At 65.7% G+C, this 20,747-nt stretch carries 17 protein-coding genes; 8 read left to right on the top strand and 9 right to left on the bottom strand.

Annotation, left to right across the window (positions count from 1 at the left end):
• Positions 1 to 74 precede the first annotated feature (74 nt).
• The 5 genes from NCCP691_RS15970 (at position 75) to NCCP691_RS15950 (ending at position 11,674) form a co-directional block, all read left to right on the top strand.
• A complete protein-coding gene (locus NCCP691_RS15970; protein ID WP_220809549.1) occupies positions 75 to 533 on the top strand; it encodes an Lrp/AsnC ligand binding domain-containing protein in 459 nt (152 codons plus the stop codon).
• Between the two features lie 286 nt (positions 534 to 819).
• Positions 820 to 3,279 (top strand): sensor domain-containing protein, encoded by a 2,460-nt coding sequence (locus NCCP691_RS15965; RefSeq protein ID WP_220809548.1) that lies wholly within the window; start codon positions 820 to 822, stop codon positions 3,277 to 3,279.
• Between the two features lie 93 nt (positions 3,280 to 3,372).
• On the top strand, positions 3,373 to 3,573 hold the full coding sequence (locus NCCP691_RS15960; RefSeq protein ID WP_220809547.1) for a hypothetical protein: 201 nt from the start codon (positions 3,373 to 3,375) through the stop codon (positions 3,571 to 3,573).
• A 447-nt stretch (positions 3,574 to 4,020) separates the two neighbouring features.
• The gene (locus tag NCCP691_RS15955) at positions 4,021 to 5,856 is read left to right on the top strand and encodes a two-component system response regulator (protein WP_238482466.1); all 1,836 of its coding nucleotides are present in this window, start codon (positions 4,021 to 4,023) and stop codon (positions 5,854 to 5,856) included.
• A 67-nt stretch (positions 5,857 to 5,923) separates the two neighbouring features.
• Positions 5,924 to 11,674: a HAMP domain-containing protein gene (locus NCCP691_RS15950; RefSeq protein WP_238482465.1), complete on the top strand. Its 5,751-nt coding sequence runs from the start codon at positions 5,924 to 5,926 to the stop codon at positions 11,672 to 11,674.
• A gap of 19 nt (positions 11,675 to 11,693) precedes the next feature.
• On the opposite strand, the gene NCCP691_RS15945 is transcribed toward NCCP691_RS15950, so the two are convergent.
• Positions 11,694 to 12,677, bottom strand: a complete 984-nt coding sequence (locus NCCP691_RS15945) for a LysR family transcriptional regulator (protein WP_220809545.1) — start codon at positions 12,675 to 12,677, stop codon at positions 11,694 to 11,696.
• Positions 12,678 to 12,840: 163 nt separating this feature from the next.
• Between NCCP691_RS15945 and NCCP691_RS15940 the strand changes: the two genes are divergently transcribed.
• Positions 12,841 to 13,158, top strand: a complete 318-nt coding sequence (locus NCCP691_RS15940) for a hypothetical protein (RefSeq protein WP_220809544.1) — start codon at positions 12,841 to 12,843, stop codon at positions 13,156 to 13,158.
• 10 nt (positions 13,159 to 13,168) lie between these two features.
• Positions 13,169 to 13,567 carry a DUF2798 domain-containing protein gene (locus tag NCCP691_RS15935; protein ID WP_220809543.1) on the top strand — a complete coding sequence of 133 codons (399 nt, stop codon included), beginning with the start codon at positions 13,169 to 13,171 and terminating at the stop codon, positions 13,565 to 13,567.
• 50 nt (positions 13,568 to 13,617) lie between these two features.
• On the opposite strand, the gene NCCP691_RS15930 is transcribed toward NCCP691_RS15935, so the two are convergent.
• Genes NCCP691_RS15930 through NCCP691_RS15915 form a run of 4 tightly spaced genes read right to left on the bottom strand, consistent with a single transcriptional unit; the run spans position 13,618 to position 15,003 of the window.
• On the bottom strand, positions 13,618 to 14,046 hold the full coding sequence (locus NCCP691_RS15930) for a hypothetical protein (RefSeq protein WP_220809542.1): 429 nt from the start codon (positions 14,044 to 14,046) through the stop codon (positions 13,618 to 13,620).
• 45 nt (positions 14,047 to 14,091) lie between these two features.
• The gene (locus NCCP691_RS15925; protein WP_220809541.1) at positions 14,092 to 14,349 is read right to left on the bottom strand and encodes a DUF5985 family protein; all 258 of its coding nucleotides are present in this window, start codon (positions 14,347 to 14,349) and stop codon (positions 14,092 to 14,094) included.
• A gap of 7 nt (positions 14,350 to 14,356) precedes the next feature.
• Complete coding sequence (locus NCCP691_RS15920; RefSeq protein WP_220809540.1) at positions 14,357 to 14,617, bottom strand: DUF5985 family protein; 261 nt, start codon at positions 14,615 to 14,617, stop codon at positions 14,357 to 14,359.
• Entirely contained in the window at positions 14,617 to 15,003 is a 387-nt protein-coding gene (locus NCCP691_RS15915) for a hypothetical protein (RefSeq protein ID WP_220809539.1), read from the bottom strand. Before NCCP691_RS15915 ends, NCCP691_RS15920 begins: the two co-directional genes overlap by 1 nt.
• Before the next feature lie 193 nt (positions 15,004 to 15,196).
• Between NCCP691_RS15915 and NCCP691_RS15910 the strand changes: the two genes are divergently transcribed.
• Positions 15,197 to 17,665, top strand: coding sequence for a penicillin-binding protein 1A (locus NCCP691_RS15910; protein WP_238482464.1), 2,469 nt, complete (start codon positions 15,197 to 15,199; stop codon positions 17,663 to 17,665).
• Between the two features lie 53 nt (positions 17,666 to 17,718).
• On the opposite strand, the gene NCCP691_RS15905 is transcribed toward NCCP691_RS15910, so the two are convergent.
• From NCCP691_RS15905 to ltaE, 4 genes are all read right to left on the bottom strand, one after another.
• Positions 17,719 to 18,078, bottom strand: coding sequence for a DUF805 domain-containing protein (locus tag NCCP691_RS15905; RefSeq protein ID WP_220809538.1), 360 nt, complete (start codon positions 18,076 to 18,078; stop codon positions 17,719 to 17,721).
• A 101-nt stretch (positions 18,079 to 18,179) separates the two neighbouring features.
• Positions 18,180 to 18,566, bottom strand: a complete 387-nt coding sequence (locus tag NCCP691_RS15900; RefSeq protein ID WP_220809537.1) for a cupin domain-containing protein — start codon at positions 18,564 to 18,566, stop codon at positions 18,180 to 18,182.
• A gap of 101 nt (positions 18,567 to 18,667) precedes the next feature.
• Complete coding sequence (locus NCCP691_RS15895) at positions 18,668 to 19,336, bottom strand: hypothetical protein (RefSeq protein WP_238482463.1); 669 nt, start codon at positions 19,334 to 19,336, stop codon at positions 18,668 to 18,670.
• Positions 19,337 to 19,525: 189 nt separating this feature from the next.
• Complete coding sequence (gene ltaE, locus NCCP691_RS15890) at positions 19,526 to 20,587, bottom strand: low-specificity L-threonine aldolase (RefSeq protein WP_220809536.1); 1,062 nt, start codon at positions 20,585 to 20,587, stop codon at positions 19,526 to 19,528.
• Between the last annotated feature and the right edge of the window lie 160 nt (positions 20,588 to 20,747).

The following is a 20,747-nucleotide window of genomic DNA, read 5'->3' as shown; positions in this document are numbered from 1 at the left end:
GAAATGAGGCCGCTGATCGGAATTTCATATTTTGTGGGAGAATTGGGCCGAACAATCTTTTGGCGGTCCCGGCCATGCTCGACAAGATCAGCAAGAAAATCCTCTCCGAACTGCAGACCGACGGTCGCATCAGCAATGTCGAGCTGGCCTCGCGCGTCAACCTCTCGCCCGCCGCCTGCCTGGAGCGGGTGCGCAAGCTGCAGGAAGCCGGCTACATCCTCGGCTACAGCGCCCAGCTCAATCCCCAGCTGCTCGATGTCTCGCTGCTGGTCTTCATCGAAGTCGTGCTCGACCGCACCACGCCGGAAGTGTTCGAAGCCTTCAAGCGCAGCGTGCAGGTCATTCCCGAAGTGCTCGAGTGCCACATGGTGGCCGGCGGCTTCGACTATCTGGTCAAGGCGCGCGTCAAGGACATGAATGCCTACCGCGAATTTCTCGGCAAGTCGCTGCTGCAGCTGAAGGGGGTGCGCGAGACGCACACTTATGCGGTGATGGAAGAGGTCAAGAATACGACCAGGCTGCCGATACGCTGAAACGCTGAAACGCCAACTTCGCTTTTCCCACTTAGCCGACCGAGCCCGCCTTGCCGGGCGGCCCTTCCAGTCACCGCTGCAGCCTCCGGTCGGCCGGAAGAACAACGCGAATCAATGCCCGACGGGAAGAATCGGCTTGACTCTCCCGGCATCATCTCCTTCCAACAAGAACCTCCCTTCCGCCGCACAGTCGAAAAAATCATTGCAGACACACGCCGTGTGCATGATCGCGCTTGCGTCTTCGCAAGCCTGGCCGGCCCCTGTGCATGTGCGCGAAGGAGCCCTGGTGCAGAACAACATCACGACTTACAAGATCATCGCGGAGAATGCCCTCGATCCGATATTTCTCACCGATACCGAGGGAACGATCCGCTTCGCGAACCGGGCGGCCGAGAAGGTATTCGGCTACGGCAACGAAGAGTTCGTCGGCAGCGGCGTCCATGCGCTGCTGCATCACAGCCACGCTGATGGCCGCCCCTTCGCGGCCGAGGACTGTCCGCTTTCGCATGCCTACGCGCGGGGAGAAGCGGTCGAGGACCTGGTGCAGCAATTTATCCGCAAGGACGGACGCTTCGTCATCGTGTCCTGCTCGCTGACGCCGGTGTTCTCGTCCGGCGAAACCCGTGGGCATGTGCTGTATGTGCGCGACATTTCGCGCCGGGCACAGCTCGAGCAGGCCAGGTTCGCCGACGAGGCACGCTTTCGCGTCCTCACCGATGCCATGCCGCAGATGGTGTGGGAGCTTGCGCCCGATGGCTCGGTGACGTTCATCAATGAGCGCTCGCGGGAGTATTTCGGCGAGATCGGCGATGACTTCGCCGAGACGATACACCCGGAAGACATCGCGCGCAGCCAGCAGGCCTGGCGCGAGGCGCTCGGCGCCGGCACCGAGTACCGGATCGAACATCGCATCCGCCGCCGCGACGGCGTCTACCGCTGGTTCCTCAGCCATGCGGTGCCCTTCCGCGACGAGTCGGGACTGATCACCGCCTGGTACGGCGTCTCCACCGATATCGACGACATCCGCCGCGCCGGCGAAGTGGTGCGCAAGAGCCGCGAGACGCTGCGCCTGGCCACCGAGGCGGCCAACCTCGGCTTGTGGGACTACTACCCGCAGACCGACAAGCTGGTCTGGAACGAGTCCGGCAAGCGGCTCTTCGGCCTGCCCGCCGACGCCAGCGCCACACTGGAAGGCTTTCTCGCGCTGGTGGACCCGGATGACCGGCAGCGGGTGCAGGCCATGATGCAGGAAGCCATGCATGCCGAAGCGGGCGCGCGGCTCGACCTGCAGTTCAGGGCGGCGGCGGAGGTACACGGCCTGCGCTGGTTCCGGGTCTATGGCAAGAGCATCGTCGACGCCTCGGGCAAGCCGGTGCGCTTCATCGGCGTGGCGATGGACATCACCGACATCAAGCTGGCCGAACAGCGCATACGCGACGCCTCGCAGCGCGACACGCTGACCGGCCTGCCCAACCGCGCGCTGCTGTTCGAATACTGCGGCCACCTGCTGGCGATCGCGCGCCGCACCCGCAGCAACGGCGCGCTGCTGTTCATCGACCTCGACCGCTTCAAGCCGATCAACGACACCCATGGCCATGACGTCGGCGACCAGGTGCTGCGCCAGGTCGCCAAGCGCCTGCTCGACTGCACGCGGCAGGAAGACATCGTCGGGCGGCTCGGCGGCGATGAATTCGTCGTCGCCCTGCCGCACTCCGACGATACCTGGGGACCGGCCACGGTGGCGCGCAACCTGATCGAACGCATCAGCCAGCCCTACTACGTCGGCAACCTGCAGCTGCAGCTGTCGCCGTCGATCGGCATCAGCCTTTATCCGGCGCACGGCGAGTCGCTCGACGCGCTGATCAAGTGCGCCGACGCCGCCATGTACGAAGCGAAGAAATCCGGCCCCGGCCGCTACCGCTTCTACAGCCCGACGCTGGACGACGGCAGCGACCAGCAGCTGGCGATCGAACGCAGGCTGCGCGAAGCGCTCGACAACAATGAACTGGTGCTGCACTACCAGCCGGTGGTGGACCTGGAAAGCGGCCGGCCGACAGGCGTCGAGGCGCTGCTGCGCCTGCCGGTGCCCGGGCGCGAGCCGCTGCTGCCGCACCAGTTCATGCCGGCGGCCGAAAGCGCCGGCCTCGTCGGCCGCCTCGGCGAATGGGTCGCGCGCGAAGCCTGCCGCCAGCACCAGGCCTGGATCGCCGCCGGCCTGCCGAGCATGAGCGTGGCGATCAACGTCGCCCCGCAGCAGTTCCGCCAGCGCAGCTTCGTCAGCCAGCTCGCCGACAGCGTGCGCAACTGCGGCATGGATCCCTCCTGTCTGCAGGTCGAGCTCAAGGAAAGCACCGTGCTGGAAGACGTTCCCGACACCATCGCGGCGCTGCAGGAGCTGCGCGCGCTCGGCATCAGCGTGGCGCTGGACGACTTCGGCGTCGGTTACTCGAGCATTGGCCTGCTGAGCACGCTGCCGATCGACAAGCTCAAGATCGACCAGTCCTTCGTCAACCGCATCGGCCAGGACGCCAAGAGCCAGGCGATCACCGACACCGTACTGGCGCTCGGCCGCTCGCTGCACCTGCAGGTGGTCGGCGAAGGCATCGAGTCCGAAGAAGTCTTCGACTACCTGCGCGACCAGGGCTGCGACCAGGCACAGGGCTATTTCTTCAGCAAGCCGCTGTCGGCCGAGGCCTTCGAGCACTGGTACCGGGACAGCTACGCGCCGGCGGCGAGCCTGCACTGAGCCGTCACGGAACTGTCACCCGGCTTACATCCGCCGGTCACAAACGCTTTCTACCATGCCGCTCCTGGAGCGCGAGGCGCGATGAGGAGCGGCATGAGCATGGATATCGTGATCGTCAGGGAAGGAGACGGCTACCGGCTGCTGCACGGCCACCTGCGGCTGGCGAACATTCTGAGGACCACCGGCGAGGCATGGGTGCACGTCAAGGGTGACTGCGAGGTGCGCATCGTGCGCGTGCGCAGCCAGTACGTGGTGCATCGCGAAGGCAGACCCTATCCCCTGCACCGGCAGTGACTGGAGGAAAGCAAACCGACGCCGCGACGCGATGAGGGACGCATAAAAAACCCGCGGCGCGCGGGGCGCCAAGCGCGCACTTCCTTGCCCCCTGGGAAAAGCGCGTGCGCTCACTCTCTTCCTGCGAAGAATTTTTTTTCCCGTAGCTAATTCTCTTCAGAAATTTACTTGTGAAAATGCCACGGGAAAATGCATTTCCGTGCGTCTTTTCGTTATTCAGCGGGAACGATGACCCCCCCTCCCCATCCAAGAAAGCTGTGACGGATAAGAAAGTTGGGGCAGAGGAATCTTGCACGGGAATAAGCCCGTGCTCCGCAACCACCACATCCCAAGACCCCGTCTTGCGCCGAGCCCGGAGCCGGCCATCACCATCACAACAAGGCCGGCGGCCAAGGCTGCCGTTTGTTATTTAGCGCACCATGGTGCATTGCAGGGGAAACCATTCAAGTGCTAAAGCCAAAAATTCTGCTCGTCAACGATCATCCGGCGAGCCTGCTCGCGCTCAAGACGCTGCTGACGTCCGGACCGCAAGCCGACTCCTACGAGGTGGTCACCGCCGATTCGGGCCCGACCGCGCTGCGGGAAGTGCTCACCCATCACTTCGCCGTGATCCTGCTCGACGTGAGCATGCCCGGCATGGACGGTTTCGAGACCGCCGAGATCATCCACTCGCATCCTCGCTCGGCCGCCACGCCGATCATCTTCGTCACCGCCTTCTATGCCGACGAGATGAATCGCCTCAAGGGCTATCAACGCGGCGCGGCCGACTACCTGATCAGCCCGGTGATCCCGCAGATCCTCTACAGCAAGCTCGCCGTCTTCATCGAACTCGAAAAGAAGAACATGCAGCTGCAGGCGCAGAAGGAAGAACTGGCCGCGCTCAATCGCGACATGCAGGTGCAGCAGATGGAAGACCTGCGCCGCATCAACGCCGCGCTCGAGAGCGAGATCATCGAGCGCCGCCAGGCCGAGGAAAGAGCCAACGCGCTCGCCACCAAGGACCCGCTGACCAACCTGCTCAACCGGCGCTCGCTGACCGAGCATCTCGAGCATGCGGTGGCGCGCGCCTCGCGCAGCGGCGAACAGCTCGCCCTGCTCTTCCTCGACATGGACAAGTTCAAGAGCATCAACGACACCCTCGGCCACGACGCGGGGGACGAACTTTTGGTGCAGGTCTCGCGCCGCATCAGCAAGGCGGTGCGCAGCGCCGACATCGTGGCGCGGCTCGGCGGCGACGAGTTCGTCGTGCTGATGGAAGGCCTGCCCGACTACAAGGCGGCGCTCGAGGTCGGCCGCAAGATCATGCGCGCGCATGACGAACCGTTCTCCATAGCCTCGCAGAGCATCCGCACATCGGTCAGCGTCGGCATCAGCATGTTCCCCCAGGACGGTCCCAGCGTGAACGAGCTGATGCGCTGCGCCGACCTGGCCATGTATCACGCCAAGAAGGAACGCAAGGGATCGCCGGTCTTCTTCCGCGAGGACCTGAACGCGCGCATGGTCGAGCGCTGCCAGATCGAGCATGAACTGCAGCATGCGCTCGAAAACAATGAATTCGAGCTCTACTATCAGCCCAAGGTGGAAGCCGCCACTGGCCGCATCGCCGGCGTGGAGGCACTGCTGCGCTGGCATCATCCGCGTCTCGGCCTGCTGTCCGGGGGGCAGTTCATGGATGCCGCCAACGACACCGGCCAGGTGGTGCCGATCGGCGAATGGGTGATCGGCGCCGCCTGCGCGCAGGCGCGCCGCTGGCAGGAACGCGACAGCAATTTCCCCAACCTGCCGATCGCCGTCAACATCGCGATCCCGCAGATCTACGCCGGACTGCCGGAGGTGATCGAGCGCGCGCTCAGGAAGCACCAGGTGCCGCCGTCCAGCCTGCAGCTCGAGATCACCGAATCGCTGCTGATCGAAGACCTCGCCAAGGCCACCTCGGTGCTCAAGGAAATCAGCGAGCGCGGCATCACCATCGCCATCGACGATTTCGGCACCGGCTATTCCTCGCTGTCGGTGCTCAAGGCCCTGCCGATCGACATCCTGAAGATCGACCAGTCCTTCGTGCGCGACCTCGGCAAGAACCTCGGCGACAGCGCGATCGTGGAAGCGATCGTCAACATGGCGCGCGCGCTCGCGCTGCGCGTCGTGGCCGAAGGCGTCGAGACCTCCGAACAGCTGCATATCCTGCGCGATCTCGGCTGCGACGAACACCAGGGCTACTACTACAGCAAGCCGCTGCCGGCCGACATGCTGGCCGGCCACTACATGCGCGCCACCCACGCCTGAACCCCTGCGCGAACCGCCCGCGGCGCGGCCTGCACTGGCCGCGCCGCCGTCGTTTCAGGACAAGCAAATGAAAGAACACACCATGGACATGAACGAAGAGGCGATCCAGGACCTCGACATCCGCCAGTTGCTCACCACGCTCAAGGCGCTCAAGCGCGGCGACTTCTCGGTGCGCATGCCGTCCGACTGGACCGGCGTGGCGGGCAAGGTGGCCGACACGCTCAACGACATCATCGACGCCAACCAGGAGATGGCTGAAAGCATCACCACGGTCAGCCGCGTCGTCGGCCGCGAAGGCCGGCTCGGCCAGCGCGCTTCGGCGCCCGGCGTGGCCGGCGGCTGGGCCGCGATGGTACGCTCGGTCAACAGCCTGATCGACGACCTGGTGCATCCGACCACCGAAATGGCGCGCGTGATCAGCGCGGTGGCCAAGGGCGACCTGTCGCAGAGCATGTCCCTCGAAGTCGACGGACGGCCGCTGAAAGGCCAGTTCCTGCGCGCCGCCTCCACCGTCAACACCATGGTCGAGCAGCTGTCCTCGTTTGCCTCCGAGGTCACCCGCGTGGCGCGCGAGGTCGGCACCGACGGCAAGCTCGGCGGCCAGGCGGAAGTCAGGGGCGTGGCCGGCACCTGGAAGGACCTCACCGATTCGGTCAACTCGATGGCGGGCAACCTCACCTCGCAGGTGCGCAACATCGCGGAGGTGACGACCGCGGTCGCGAACGGCGACCTGTCGAAGAAGATCACGGTGGACGTGCGCGGGGAAATCCTCGAGCTCAAGGACACCATCAATACCATGGTCGACCAGCTGCGCTCCTTCGCATCGGAAGTGACGCGGGTCGCGCGCGAGGTGGGCACCGAAGGACGCCTCGGCGGCCAGGCCAATGTGCCCGGCGTCGGCGGCACCTGGAAGGACCTGACCGACAACGTCAACTTCATGGCGTCCAACCTCACCGGTCAGGTGCGAAACATCGCGGAAGTGACCACCGCGGTGGCGCGCGGCGATCTGTCGAAGAAGATCACGGTCGACGTCAAGGGCGAGATTCTCGAACTGAAAGACACCATCAACGTGATGGTGGACCAGCTGTCGTCGTTCGCATCCGAGGTCACGCGGGTGGCGCGCGAGGTGGGTACCGAGGGCAAGCTCGGCGGCCAGGCGCATGTGCCCGGCGTCGGCGGCACCTGGAAGGACCTGACCGACAACGTCAACTTCATGGCATCCAACCTCACCGGCCAGGTCCGCAACATCGCCGACGTCACCACCGCGGTGGCGCGCGGCGACCTGTCGAAAAAAATCACCGTGGACGTCAAGGGCGAGATCCTCGAGCTGAAGAACACCATCAACGTGATGGTGGACCAGCTGTCGTCGTTCGCGTCTGAAGTGACGCGCGTGGCGCGCGAGGTGGGTACCGAGGGCAAGCTCGGCGGCCAGGCCAACGTGCCCGGCGTCGCGGGTACCTGGAAGGACCTGACCGACTCGGTCAACTCCATGGCCGGCAACCTGACCGGCCAGGTGCGAAACATCGCGGAAGTGACGACCGCGGTGGCCAACGGCGACCTGTCGAAGAAGATCACGGTGGATGTGAAGGGCGAGATTCTCGAGCTGAAGAACACCATCAACGTGATGGTGGATCAGCTCAACTCCTTCGCCTCGGAAGTGACGCGGGTGGCGCGCGAGGTGGGTACCGAGGGCAAGCTCGGCGGCCAGGCCTATGTGAATGGCGTGGGCGGCACCTGGAAGGACCTGACCGACAACGTCAACTTCATGGCGTCCAACCTCACCGGCCAGGTGCGCAACATCGCGGAAGTGACTACCGCCGTGGCGCGCGGCGACCTGTCGAAGAAGATCACCGTCGACGTCAAGGGCGAGATCCGGGAACTGAAGGACACCATCAATACCATGGTGGACCAGCTGTCGTCGTTCGCGTCCGAAGTGACGCGGGTGGCGCGAGAGGTGGGCACCGAGGGCAAGCTCGGCGGCCAGGCGCATGTGCCGGGCGTGGCGGGTACCTGGAAGGACCTGACGGATTCGGTGAACTCCATGGCGGGCAACCTGACCGGCCAGGTCCGCAACATCGCGGATGTGACGACGGCGGTGGCGAACGGCGACCTGTCGAAGAAGATCACGGTCGATGTGAAGGGCGAGATCCTCGAACTGAAGAACACCATCAACGTCATGGTGGACCAGCTGCGTTCCTTCGCGTCGGAGGTGACGCGTGTGGCGCGCGAGGTGGGTACCGAGGGCCGTCTCGGCGGCCAGGCCAACGTGCCCGGTGCCTCGGGCACCTGGAAGGACCTCACCGACAACGTCAACTTCATGGCGTCCAACCTCACCGGCCAGGTCCGCAACATCGCGGCCGTCACCACGGCGGTCGCACGCGGGGATCTCTCCAAGAAGATCACCGTGGACGTGAAGGGCGAGATCCTCGAACTCAAGGAAACCATCAACGTGATGGTGGACCAGCTGTCATCGTTCGCGTCGGAAGTGACGCGGGTGGCGCGCGAGGTGGGCACCGAAGGCAAGCTCGGCGGCCAGGCGGAAGTCCCGGGCGCGGCCGGTACCTGGAAAGACCTGACCGACAACGTCAACTTCATGGCGGCCAACCTGACCGCGCAGGTGCGCGGCATCGCCGGCGTGGTGACCGCGGTCGCGAACGGCGACCTCAAGAAGAAGCTGACCGTGGCCGCGCGCGGCGAGATGGCGGAACTCGCCAATACCATCAACGAGATGACCGACACCCTGGAAGTCTTCGCCGACCAGGCCACCACCGTCGCGCGCGAAGTGGGCGTGGAAGGCAAGCTCGGCGGCCAGGCCTCGGTGCCGGGCGCGGCGGGTACCTGGAAGGACCTGACCGAGAACGTCAACCAGCTCGCGGCCAACCTGACCAACCAGGTGCGCGCGATCGCCGACGTCGCCACCGCGGTGACGCGCGGCGATCTTTCGCGTTCGATCCAGGTCGATGCGCGCGGCGAGGTGGCCGACCTGAAGGACAATATCAACGAGATGATCCGCAACCTGAAGGAAACCACGCAGAAGAACGCGCAGCAGGACTGGCTCAAGACCAACCTCGCGCGCTTCACCCGCCTGCTGCAGGGCCAGCGCGACCTGGGCGCGGTCTCTTCGCTGATCCTGTCCGAGCTGGCGCCGCTGGTCACCGCGCATCATGGCGTGTTCTACCTGATGGACGCGCCCTCGGACGACGCGCGCCTGCAGCGGGTGGCCAGCTACGGCTACCGGCCGGGCAACAGCGTGCCCGCCTCCTTCGGCCCCGGCGAGGGCCTGGTCGGACAGTGCGTGGTGGAGAAGCAGCGCATCTGGCTGACCAATGTCCCGCGCGACTACATCCAGGTCTCGTCCGGACTCGGCGCCGCGCCGCCCACCAATATCGTGGTGCTGCCGATCCTGTTCGAACAGCAGGTCAAGGCGGTGATCGAGCTTGCCTCGCTCGACCGCTTCACCGAGACCCACCTGTCCTTCCTCGACCAGCTGATGGAATCCATCGGCGTGGTGCTCAACACCATCGAGGCCAACAGCCGTACCGAGTCGCTGCTGACCCAGTCGCAGTCCCTCGCCCAGGAACTGCAGCAGACCAACCTGGAGCTGGCGGAAAAGGCGCGCCTGCTGTCGGAACAGAACATCGAGGTGGAACGCAAGAACCGCGAGGTGGAGCAGGCCAAGCTGGCGCTGGAGGAAAAGGCGTCGCAGCTGGCGCTGTCGTCCAAGTACAAGTCCGAGTTCCTGGCCAACATGTCGCATGAATTGCGCACGCCGCTCAACAGCCTGCTGATCCTGGCCCAGCAACTCGCCGACAACCCCAATGGCAATCTGAGCGAAACCCAGGTCGAGTATGCGCGCACCATCTTCGGCTCCGGCAGCGACCTGCTGACCCTGATCAACGACATTCTCGACCTCTCCAAGATCGAGTCGGGCACCGTCACGCTCGAAGTCGGCGAGTACCGCTTCGCCACGCTGCGCGCCTATGTGGAACGCACCTTCCGCCACATGGCCGAAGCCAAGCAGCTCGGCTTCTCGGTCGAGCTGGCCGACGATCTGCCGCAGTCGATGATGACCGATACCACGCGCCTGCAGCAGATCCTCAAGAACCTGCTGTCGAACGCGTTCAAGTTCACCTCGCGCGGCGGCGTGTCGCTGCGCATCGGCATGGCCGCGCACGGCTGGTCGCCCGACAATCCCAACCTGGCGCAGGCCGAGGCCGTGCTGGCGTTCACCGTCACCGATACCGGCGTCGGCATCCCCGCCGACAAGCTGCAGCTGATCTTCGAGGCCTTCCAGCAGGCCGACGGCAGCACCGCGCGCAAGTACGGCGGCACCGGCCTCGGCCTGTCGATCAGCCGCGAGCTGGCGCGCCTGCTCAGCGGCGAAATCCGCGTCGAAAGCGAGGTCGGCGCCGGCAGCAGCTTCACGCTCTACCTGCCGTGGAAGCGCGAAGGTTTCATCAACTGCGAGCGGCCGCGCAAGCTGGCGCCGCAGGCGCCGGCGGTCACCGCCAATGTCGTCTACACCCTGCCCGCGCCCGCGAGCGCCGGCGCGGAGAGCGTCCAGCCGCCGGAAGAAATGGCCTTCGACGACCGCGCCCTGGTGGCGCCGGGCGACCCCTCGGTGCTGATCGTCGAAGACGACCAGCGCACCGCCAAGTCGCTGCTCGACCATGCGCGCGAGAACAACTTCAAGGGCATCGTGGCGCAGCCCGACGCGGCGCTGCCGCTGACGCGCGACTATCTGCCCAGCGCCATCCTGCTCGATGTCGACCGCGCCGACGGCGACGGCCTGGCGGTGCTCGATCGTCTCAAGCTCGATCCGGCCACCCGCCATATTCCGGTGCACGTGCTGTCCGAGCATCTCGACCGCGCCCAGGCGCTGCGCCGCGGCGCGGCTTCCTGCATCGGCAAGCCGTTCTCCACCGCGCAACTGCAGGAAGAGTTCGCCCGCATCCAGGAATTCGTCACCAATGGCAAGCGCAAGCTGCTGGTGCTGGAAGACGATCCGGTGCAGCGGCAGGCGATCGTCGAACTGATCGCCGCCGACGACGTGCAGATCGAAGCCGCCGGCGATGCCCGCGAAGCGCTCGACCTGCTGCAGCGGCTCACCTTCGACTGCATGGTGCTCGACCTCGGACTGCCCGACCTGGACGGCATCACGCTGCTCGAGTCGATCGGCGCCGACGACCGGCTGCGCAACCTGCCCGTGGTCATCCATACCGCCCACGAGCTGCAGGGCGAGCTGCGCGAACGGGTCGAACGCGTGGCCCGGACCATCGTCCTCAAGGACGCGCGCTCGCCCCGCCACCTGCTGGCCGAGACATCGCTGCTGCTGCACCGGCCGCAGGCCGCGCTGCCGGAACCCGGCCAGCGCATGCTCGAGGAAGCGCACGACGGCGATGTCGATCTGGCCGGACGCAAGGTGCTGGTGGTCGATGACGATCTGCGCAACATCTTCGCGCTCAGCTCGGTGCTGGAGCGCCAGCAGATGGAAGTGCTGTATGCGGAAAACGGCCGTGACGGCATCGAGGTGCTGCAGTCCAATCCGGATGTGGAAGTGGTCCTGATGGACATCATGATGCCGGAGATGGACGGCTACGACACCATGCGCGCGATCCGCAGCCTGCCGGAATTCCAGGCGCTGCCGATCATCACGCTGACCGCCAAGGCGATGAAGGGGGACCGCGACAAGTGCATCGCCGCCGGCGCCTCCGACTACATCACCAAGCCGGTCGATGTCGCCAAGTTGCTGTCGCTGCTGAGGGTATGGGTGGCGACCAGCAGGCGGCCGCCGGCGCCGCGCATGCTGACCGCCTAGCGGACCGTGAGGACGGGAGTCAGCCGGTGGTGCCGTTGGCCGCCGGCTGGTTCGCCGGACGGGAGAAGGCGCCGTGGGTGGTGCCGCTGAGATGGCCGCGCAGCCACTTGTGGGCGGGGTTGCGGGTGTCGCGCTCATGCCAGAGCATGTCGATATGCACCGCCGGCAGCGCGAACGGCAGCTCCTTGGTGACCAGCGCGCCGGTGATGCCGGTCGACGCCACCAGGTGATGCGGCAGCACGGTGATGAGGTCCGATGTCGCCACCACCCGGCCCGCGGTGAAGAACTGGTTCACCGTCAGCAGGATGCGGCGCTCGCGGCCGATCTGCGCAAGCGCCTCGTCCACCAGGCCGTGCGCGCGGCCCGAAAAGCTCACCAGCAGATGGTTGGCGTTGCAATACGCATCCAGGGTGAGTTCTTCCTTGGCCAGCGGATGGCCCTTGCGCATCACGCACACGTAGCGGCCGGAATAAAGCTGTTCATGACGGATCGGCGATACCGACACGCCCTGCCCCGCCGCCAGCTGCGCCACCACGCCCGGGAAAAAGCCGACCGCGAGGTCGATGTCGCCCCGGATCAGCATCGGCCGCGGCTCGCGCGTGGTCAGTGGCATCATGCGGATGGTGAGTTTGGGCGCCTCGCGCTCGATCGAGCGCACCAGCGCCGGCAGCCACAGCGCGGCGGTGGCGTCGGCCATCGCCATGCGGAAGGTGCTCTGGGCGGTGGAGATGTTGAAGTTTTGCTCGGGCGCGATCGCCTCTTCCAGTTCCGACAACGCGCGCCGCACCGAGGGCCACAGCGTTTCCGCGCGCGGCGTCGGCTTCACCCCGTGCGCGGTGCGGATCAGCAGTTCGTCGCCGAGCGAGTCGCGCAGGCGGCGCAGTGCATTGGACACGGCCGGCTGCGTCATCGCCAGCCGGCTGGCCGCGCGCGTCAGGTTCTGCTCGGTCATGACGGCATCGAAGACGCGCAGCAGGTTCAGGTCAAGGGTGAGGAAGCTCATTTCGAACCCCGGAATGGTGGAGTGAATAACACGTTAGTTATTCACGGCAAGTATAGCTGGTATGCGGAAACAGAATTGGTTCAGCCCCATGCGCCTACTTATACTGCATCGCAGCATAAAAAGAAATGCCACGTTGGTTAAGTCTGTCCGTCCGGAGCAAATCATGTCCATTCTGTCCATTGCCTTTCCCGCCGAAGCCGCGCTACCCGCGCTGCAGGCATTCGCGGGCACGGCCGTCGGTGCGATCCGCCCGATGATCGGCATCGGCCTGCTGGCCGCGGTGCTGGTTGTTTTCAAGCCCCTGCTCATCGGCCTGCTGCGCGCCGCGCTGCTGGTCGTCAAGCCGCGCAAGACGCTCGAGCAGCGCAGCGAACGCCGCACCCTGCAAAGCATCCTGATGATCCATCGCATGGCGTGCGAACTGGACAACAGCCAGCCCGCCCTCGCCGCCGAACTGCGCTCGATCGCCGCGCGCGGATAAGGAGCCGAACATGTTCGCACCCGCCCCTTCGCATTATCCCCGGCCGCTGCCGGCCATCCTGACTGAGTGTGCCTGGTTCCTGCGCGGTTCCCGCAGCCTGGCGAGCCTGCTGCCGCCGCTGTTCATCAGCGGCCTGCTGGCGCTGGTCATCAGCGGCGTCACCCTGCTGACCCTCGACGCGCCCGCCGCCGGATTCACCGCCGCCTGGCTGGAGAGCTGGCTGATCGCCTGGCCGATCGCCTTTCCGGTCGCCTGGCTCGCCTTCCCCCGCCGGGCACGCGCCCGCGCCCGCACCGCTGCGCTAAGGTCCCACGGCCTCGGCGTCGGCAGCATCGAAACCGCGTCCCGCCGCGTCACCCGGCGCCACGGCATGACGGTGCTGCGTAGCTTGCAACCCGCCCGCGGCTGAAAACAAGATTGTCCAGGATGAAGGCCCGCGACCGCGGGCCTTTTCATTTTCTACAGGCGGCTGAGCAGCATCTGCGTATCCACCAGCCGCAGTTCGCGCCGTACCAGCACCCCGCCCTCGTCATACCAGCGCTGCGCCACCCAGGGACCGAAGCCGGTCTCTTCCCGGATCGCGTACTGGAAGATCGCATCCCACTCGGAATCGTGCGGCATCACCCACACCACTTGCCGCCCGCGGTCTTCGCGGATGCCGGCATGCCGCAGGTTGGCGCGCATTCGCGCGGCGCGCTGCTCGCGCGTGTGCTGGTAGCGCCCGCTCTCGTCGGGTAGCGGCAGCACCGCCGGCACCCGTTTCTGCACCAGTCCCGCAGCACGGGTGCGGAAGCGCGCCCAGGGGCCGATCAGGGTGCGCTCGGCAAAGGCGAACTCCTCCTCCGCCAGCGGTTCATCCAGATAGTAGCAACTCAGCGTCGATGGCATGCATGCACTCCCTTGCGCAACGCATTCATCATAAACGCCATCGCGTCACTTGCGGCGGCGATTCTTGTCGAGGATCGCGTAGACGATCAGGCCATAGCTGAGCAGGCGGATCAGGTAGTACTCCGGCTGTCCGTCGTTGTTGACGGCCCGTCCGGCGAGGGCGACCCGGTTGACGGCGTCGATGAAGAACGACAGGGCGAAGAACAGGAAGAAGCGGTCCCCGCTGCTGCGCCAGAAGCGCAGGAAAAACAACGCGGCGACGGAAGAGGCGGTGGCGATGGCGCCGATCAGCATTTCATTCATCCTTGGCTCACTCCTCTTCCCAGATCAGCCCGTACAGCAGCGGCAGCAGCGCGATCAGGCCGACGACGAGCCGCACGGTGGACAGGTCCACCGTGGTCGGCAGCAGCAACCGGTCGATCACCAGCAGCAGGTTGTTGACCGACAGCCCGGCGAAGCACAGCCCGCTCCACAGCAGCAGGCGGTAGCGGTTGACGGAATAGCTGCGCAGCAGCAGCCAGGTGCAGAGCATGGATGTGAGGGCGCACAGCGAATAGATGACAGCTGCCATTACGAATCCTTTCGCCAGAGGAAGGCATCGGCGAAGTGCTGTGCTTTCTTGCCGGTTGCCGAGTGGATCAGGTTGGTGATTTCGACCAGGCGGGAAGAATACGCGAGCGCGACGCGCCCGACCATGGCGTCGAGATCGTCCGAGACCGGGCGGTAGCGATAGCCGCCTTCTTCCGCGGGTTCAAGCAATTGGGCTTCGTGCAACTGCTGCAGCAGTCCGGCGGCCTGCTTCTCGCCGAGGTAGAGGCGGCGGGCGAGCGTGGCGGCATCCCAGGGCTGGGCCGGCTCCGCGCGCAGCAGCAACAGTGCCTCAAGGTAGGGCACCGAGGGAATGCTGGTCAGTATGAAACGTCGGACATCGTCCGGAATGGGCGTCCCGGTCGGCATGATGGGGCGTGCTGATGCTTTATGGAAACGGAATGTTACAGTTCCGCAACGCGGGTGTCCGCGTGAAGCGGCCGGCGTTTGCGTTTGCTCAAACCAAGCTTGTCGCTTTGCTTTGCTTTGCTTCCAACGTGCCGGTAAAACCAAAGCCTGCCCTTCTTGTCAAAAATCCCATCGACAAGAAAGGGCACGCATCTTGGACAACAAGGAGCCGACGCAGCAAGACCCCGACCAACCTCCCGGAGACGCCACCCCATCCGCCCGCGCAAGAGCCCGCTTTCCCTGGAAGACCCTCCTGCTCACGCTGATGTGTCTGTTCATCCTGGCCTTCGGCATCGCGCTGGCGGCGGCATGGCGGCATGTATCGGCGGTCATTCCCACCACGCCCGACGTGGAAGATCTGCGGGCGGTGCGCGACGCGCGTCCGAGCATCCTGCTGTCGGCCGACGGCACGCGGTTGGCGACGTTTTCCCGGGGGCTGCAGGAGCAGGTGACGCTGGACCGCATTTCCCCGCATGTGCTCGATGCGCTGATCGCGACCGAAGACCACCGCTTCTACGACCATCCCGGCATCGACATCCGGCGCACGCTCTCGGCCGCCTGGCACACGCTGCGCGGCGACACCCAGGGCGGCTCAACCATCACCCAGCAGCTGGTGCGCAACCTGTTCCCCGAGGAAGTCGGACGCTCGCGCACGCTTGACCGCAAGCTGCGCGAGATCGTCACCGCCTTGAAGATCGAGAAGTCCTTCACCAAGCCGGAGATCCTGGAAACCTATCTCAACTCGGTGCCCTTCCTGTACCAGGTGGTCGGCATCGAGATGGCGGCCCGCACCTATTTCGACAAGTCCGCGGCCGAGCTCGACCTGCTCGAAAGCGCGACCCTGGTCGGCATGCTCAAGGGCACCAGCTATTACAACCCGGTGCTCAATCCCGAGCGTGCGCAAAAGCGCCGCAATGTCGTGCTGGCGCAGATGGTCAAGCACGGCATGCTCGAGTCCTCGCGCATGGATGCGTTGCGCGAGCAGCCGCTGCAGGTGTCGCTCACCCGCCAGCCGGATCCGCTCGGCGATCTCGCGCCGCATTTCGCGTCGCATGTGCGCCGCCAGCTGCTGCAGTGGGCCGAGGAGAACGGCTACAACCTCTACACCGACGGCCTGGTGATCACCAGCACGCTCGACGACAGGCTGCAGGAAGCGGCGACGGAGGCGGTCGAGCGTCAGGCGGAAGTCCTGCAGAACATCGCCGATGTCGAATGGGGGCAGCGCAGCGACCGGGTGGCGTCGCACACGCCCTCGACCTACGCCAGCCTGCGCAAGAAGGTCGAGCCCTTCCGCCACTTCTGGAACGAGCATCCGGGCCTGCTGGATACCTTCGTGCGGGAGACGCCGGAATTCCGCAAGGCCCAGGCCGCCGGACAGCCGGAGCAGCAGATACTCGCGCGCCTGAAGGCCGACGAGCGCTTCATGGAGCGGCTGCGCGACGTCAAGACCCGGCTCGAGGCGGGCTTCGTCGCCATCGATCCGCGCACCGGCGCGGTCAAGGCCTGGGTCGGCAGCCGCGATTTCGAGCGCGACCAGTTCGACCACGTGGCCCAGGCGGAGCGTCAGCCAGGATCGACCTTCAAGCCGCTGGTCTACGGCGCCGCGCTCGAGCTCGGTTTCCAGCCGGAGCGCGCCTATCCCGACGGCCAGGTCGAGATCCGCGCCGACGACGGTTCGGTCTGGCGGCCTACCGACATGAGCGGCTTTTCCCATCGCATGATGAGCATGCGCGAGGGCCTCATCTTTTCCAAGAACACCATCACCGCGCAGGTGATGCAGGATGTCGGCCTGCAGCAGGTGATCACGCTGGCGCGCGCGTCCGGCATCCAGAACAGCCGGCTGGTGGCGGTGCCCTCGCTGTCGCTCGGCACCAGTCCGGTCACGCTGCTGGAAATGGTGTCCGCCTACTCCACCATCGCCCGCGTCGGCGAGCATCGCAAGCCGGTCACGGTCAGCCGCATCGCCGACCGCAACGGACAGGTCATCGCGGAATTCGAAAGCGAGCCAGAGCGCGCGATGTCGGAAAACACCGCGGTGGAGCTGATCGACATGCTGCGCGGCGTGGTGCGCGAGGGCACCGGCACCGAGGTGCGCAGCCGCTTCAACATCGCCGCCGACATCGCCGGCAAGACCGGCACCACGCAGAACAACACCGACGGCTGGTTCATCCTCATGCATCCCAACCTGGTCGCCGGCGCCTGGGTCGGCTTCAACGACTCGCGCGTCACCATGCGCAGCGACCACTGGGGCCAGGGCGGCCACAACGCCATCCTGCTGGTCGGCGACTTCTTCCGCTCCACGCTCAAGGCCAAGCTGATCGACACCAAGGCGCGCTTCCCGCAGCCCAAGCGCAAGCCGCCGCCGCTGATCGTGCAGGCGCCGCAGGAGTGGACGGGACAGCCGGTGCAGGTGCCGCCCGGCTATGGCGTGGTCACGCGGCCGGACGGCAGCCAGGTGGTGATCGCGCCATCGGCGCGGGAGACGCCGGATGAGCTCGGCCGCTTCCTGACCGGCATCGGCCCGGAGCGCGACGCAGGCGCGGCGCGCAGCAGCGGCGGCGGCGCATCCGGCAGCGGGGCATCGGGCGGCGCCGGTTTCCCGTTCCATGAATCGGGCAACTAGCGGGCCGCGCGGCCCGGAAAAGAAAAACGGCCGCATCGGCGGCCGTCGTGCGATCAGCCCAGGGTGATCGCGGGGGTTTCGGTCACGGGCTTGTCGCCGAAGCGGTTGCTGCCCTCGGTGCCGGGCTGCGCGAGGAAGTAGATCACCACCAGCCAGCCGACGAAGGGAATCAGACCGATCAGCTGCATCCATCCGCTGCGGTCGGTGTCATGCAGGCGGCGCGCCGCCGCCGCGATCGACGGCACCAGCAGCGCGAGGCAGAACAGCAGGCTGAGCATGTCGCTCACCATGCTCAGCACCACGTTGCCGGCGACGATGAAAAGCGCAAACCACCAGTACTCGGACCGGCTGGCCCGCCCGTTGAAATTCGCGTAGTTGGAAAGGCAGGCCTTGATCGATTCGGTAAAGGTCATGTGCGCTCCTGTCGGATAAGTTGCCCGTTCTCAAAATCGGGTAGCGGGATGTTATCCGGGAAACAGGAGCGGCGCCATCCCCGGCGCCGGGGGACATGACTTCAGTGACCGTGGTGCTGGCGCTCGTATTCGTCGGCCTCGGCCTTGGTTTTGTGGAGGGTGCCGTCGGGATGCTCGGCCGGCGCGTAGAGCGTGTACAGGCGCATCGGGCCCGAGCCGGAATTGACCACGTTGTGCTCGGTGCCGGAGGGGATCACCACCGCGACGCCGTCTTCCAGCGCGTGGCGTTCACCGTCGAGCACCGCATAGCCCTCGCCCTCCTCGACGCGGATGAACTGGTCATGCGTCTCGTGCCGCTCGAGGCCGATCTCCTCGCCGGCCTGCAGCGTCATCACCACCAGCTGGCTGTGCGGGCCGGTGAAGAGCACTTCCCGGAAATTGTCGTTGGCGAGGGTTTTTTCTTCAATGTTGATGCTGTAGCCAGGCATTCTTCTCTCCGAAAAAATAGGACTTCCGATCGTAGAAGAGACCGCCGGGCGCCGGAATGCGTTCAATCAAAGCCCCGCCGGCGGGGCGCGGCGATTCCGGGTCAGAACTTGTAGCTCACGCCGATGCGCACCACCGGATACAGCCTGAAGCGGTCGGCCTCCTTGCGCAGCTCGCGGTTTTCGCGCGCCAGGTCCGCACTGAGCTGGCTGCAGGCCGCGGCGCCCGCGCTGCAGCCGCTGCTGGAGAGCGTGGTGCGCGCGCTGCCCTGGAACAGCACCCCGACGTCGGTCGAGAACGACCAGCCCTTTTCCCTGTCGCCGCCGCTGCCATAGCCAAGGCCGAGGTAAGGCGCGATCTTGTTGAACGAGACCTTGCCCTTGACCGTGCCCGCGGTGGCGGCGCTGTAGGTATTGCCGCCTATGGTGAAATTGCCGCTGGCATCGGGTTCTCCGCGCGCCTCGATCTTGTTGCCGTTGAATGCGAGGCCGGCGGTGACGCGGAAGCCGCTGTCCTTCGCCGGATACCAGTCCAGCAGCGCGTCGTAGGTATTGGCCTTGAGCTTGAGGCGATAGTCCATCTCGCGCGTGCTGCCGTTGTACGAGTAGCCGAGGTAGCCGAGTCCGAGACGCGCATTCAGCTGGTCGCCGAGCGGCACGGTGGCATGGAAGCCCGCGCCGGTGGTGCCTACATCTCCATGGAGATCGGGCTGCTGGGCGTGGGCGGCGGAGGCGGCTGCAAGTATTGCGAGGGCGGCAAGGCTTTTCTTCACTAGTTCGTCATCCTGTCGTGCGTGATTCTTGTCGGGCGGGCTTTCATGCGTGAAAGCTTGCCCGGCGTACAGGCGCGTATGACTGTGAGGAAAAGGTCGGGTTCCATCGTTTTTCAGTCGCGAAAGAACCCGTGGCGGCAGGCGTGCAAGCCTGCCAATTCACGTCGGAAAGAAAGCTTTACAGGCTGTTCAGAAAGCCCCGACGGCTTCCAGCGCGTGTCGCACATCCGCCGCGCTGACATCGAGATGGGTGACCCAGCGGATGCGCTTCATCGTCCGCCCGGCATGGCGGTAATAGCCGCTGGTCACCCGTATCCCCCGCTGCTCCAGATGCCGCAGGAAGTCGTCCGCGAGGCCCGCGTCGATGTCGAAGAACAGGATATTGGTCTGCACCGGATGCACGGTCGTCATGCCGCGCAGGCGAGGATGATCGGCGCAGATGCGGGACAGGCCCTCGGCCAGCGCCTGCGCGTTCGCATGGTCCTCGGCCAGGCGCAGCACGTGATGCTGCAGCGCGTGCAGACCGGCGGCCGCGAGCACGCCGGCCTGGCGCATGCCGCCGCCGAGCATCTTGCGCACGCGGCGCGCGCGGCCGATGAATTCCTTCGGGCCGAGCAGCAGCGAGCCGACCGGCGCGCCGAGGCCCTTGGACAGGCAGAGCGACAGCGAATCGTAGGACTCGCACAACAGCCTGGCCTGCGCCACCGGGTCCTGCGGCGACTGCGCGACGGCGGCGTTGAACAGCCGCGCGCCGTCGATATGCGTCTGTAGCTTGTGGCGTTGCGCCAGCGCGCGCACCTCGCGCATGTAGGACAGCGGCAGCGGCTTGCCGCCCGTCGTGTTCTCGATCACCACCAGGCGGGTGCGGGCGAAATGGGGATCGTCGGGCTTGATCGCCGCTTCGATGTCGGCCAGCGCGATGCTTCCGTCCGGCTGATGCTCCAGCGGCTGCGGCTGTATCGAGCCGAGCACCGCCATGCCGCCGGCTTCCCAGCGATAGGTATGCCACTGCTGGCCGACGATGGCTTCGTCGCCGCGCTGGCAGTGGCTCATCATCGCGATCAGGTTGGTCTGGGTGCCGCTCGGCGCGAACAGCGCCGCTTCAAAGCCGAGCATCTCCGCCGCCGTCTGCTGCAGGCGGTTGACGGTCGGGTCGTCGCCGAACACGTCGTCGCCGAGGTCGGCGTCGAGCATGGCCTGCTTCATCGCGGGTGTCGGCCGGGTCACGGTATCGCTTCGAAAATCGCTCATATTTTCCTCATGGACGTAACGACGCATTATCAATCTTTTGCGCCGCGGCTGCCGGCCGTAAGCTTCGTAACAAATCCACCATGCTGCCGGCGGGCGGGCTGCTTCTGTTATCATTTATTTAATTTATCGAAGTACGCCAGCCTTCCCCTCTCGACCTGAA

The sequence above is a fragment of the Noviherbaspirillum aridicola genome (genome assembly GCF_019656455.1).
GTDB classification, from domain to species: domain Bacteria; phylum Pseudomonadota; class Gammaproteobacteria; order Burkholderiales; family Burkholderiaceae_D; genus Noviherbaspirillum; species Noviherbaspirillum aridicola.
Note: the sequence above shows the minus strand (reverse complement) of the source record. Positions and strands in the feature narration are given on the sequence as shown.

Excerpts from the sequence above, each read along its gene's own strand:
- NCCP691_RS15970 (WP_220809549.1), top strand. The coding sequence starts at position 75 with ATGCTCGACAAGATCAGCAAGAAAATCCTCTCCGAACTGCAGACCGAC.
- NCCP691_RS15960 (WP_220809547.1), top strand. The coding sequence starts at position 3,373 with ATGAGCATGGATATCGTGATCGTCAGGGAAGGAGACGGCTACCGGCTG.
- NCCP691_RS15950 (WP_238482465.1), top strand. The coding sequence starts at position 5,924 with ATGAAAGAACACACCATGGACATGAACGAAGAGGCGATCCAGGACCTC.
- NCCP691_RS15945 (WP_220809545.1), bottom strand. The coding sequence starts at position 12,677 with ATGAGCTTCCTCACCCTTGACCTGAACCTGCTGCGCGTCTTCGATGCC.
- NCCP691_RS15940 (WP_220809544.1), top strand. The coding sequence starts at position 12,841 with ATGTCCATTCTGTCCATTGCCTTTCCCGCCGAAGCCGCGCTACCCGCG.
- NCCP691_RS15935 (WP_220809543.1), top strand. The coding sequence starts at position 13,169 with ATGTTCGCACCCGCCCCTTCGCATTATCCCCGGCCGCTGCCGGCCATC.
- NCCP691_RS15930 (WP_220809542.1), bottom strand. The coding sequence starts at position 14,046 with ATGCCATCGACGCTGAGTTGCTACTATCTGGATGAACCGCTGGCGGAG.
- NCCP691_RS15925 (WP_220809541.1), bottom strand. The coding sequence starts at position 14,349 with ATGAATGAAATGCTGATCGGCGCCATCGCCACCGCCTCTTCCGTCGCC.
- NCCP691_RS15920 (WP_220809540.1), bottom strand. The coding sequence starts at position 14,617 with ATGGCAGCTGTCATCTATTCGCTGTGCGCCCTCACATCCATGCTCTGC.
- NCCP691_RS15915 (WP_220809539.1), bottom strand. The coding sequence starts at position 15,003 with ATGCCGACCGGGACGCCCATTCCGGACGATGTCCGACGTTTCATACTG.
- NCCP691_RS15905 (WP_220809538.1), bottom strand. The coding sequence starts at position 18,078 with ATGACCTTTACCGAATCGATCAAGGCCTGCCTTTCCAACTACGCGAAT.
- NCCP691_RS15900 (WP_220809537.1), bottom strand. The coding sequence starts at position 18,566 with ATGCCTGGCTACAGCATCAACATTGAAGAAAAAACCCTCGCCAACGAC.
- ltaE (WP_220809536.1), bottom strand. The coding sequence starts at position 20,587 with ATGAGCGATTTTCGAAGCGATACCGTGACCCGGCCGACACCCGCGATG.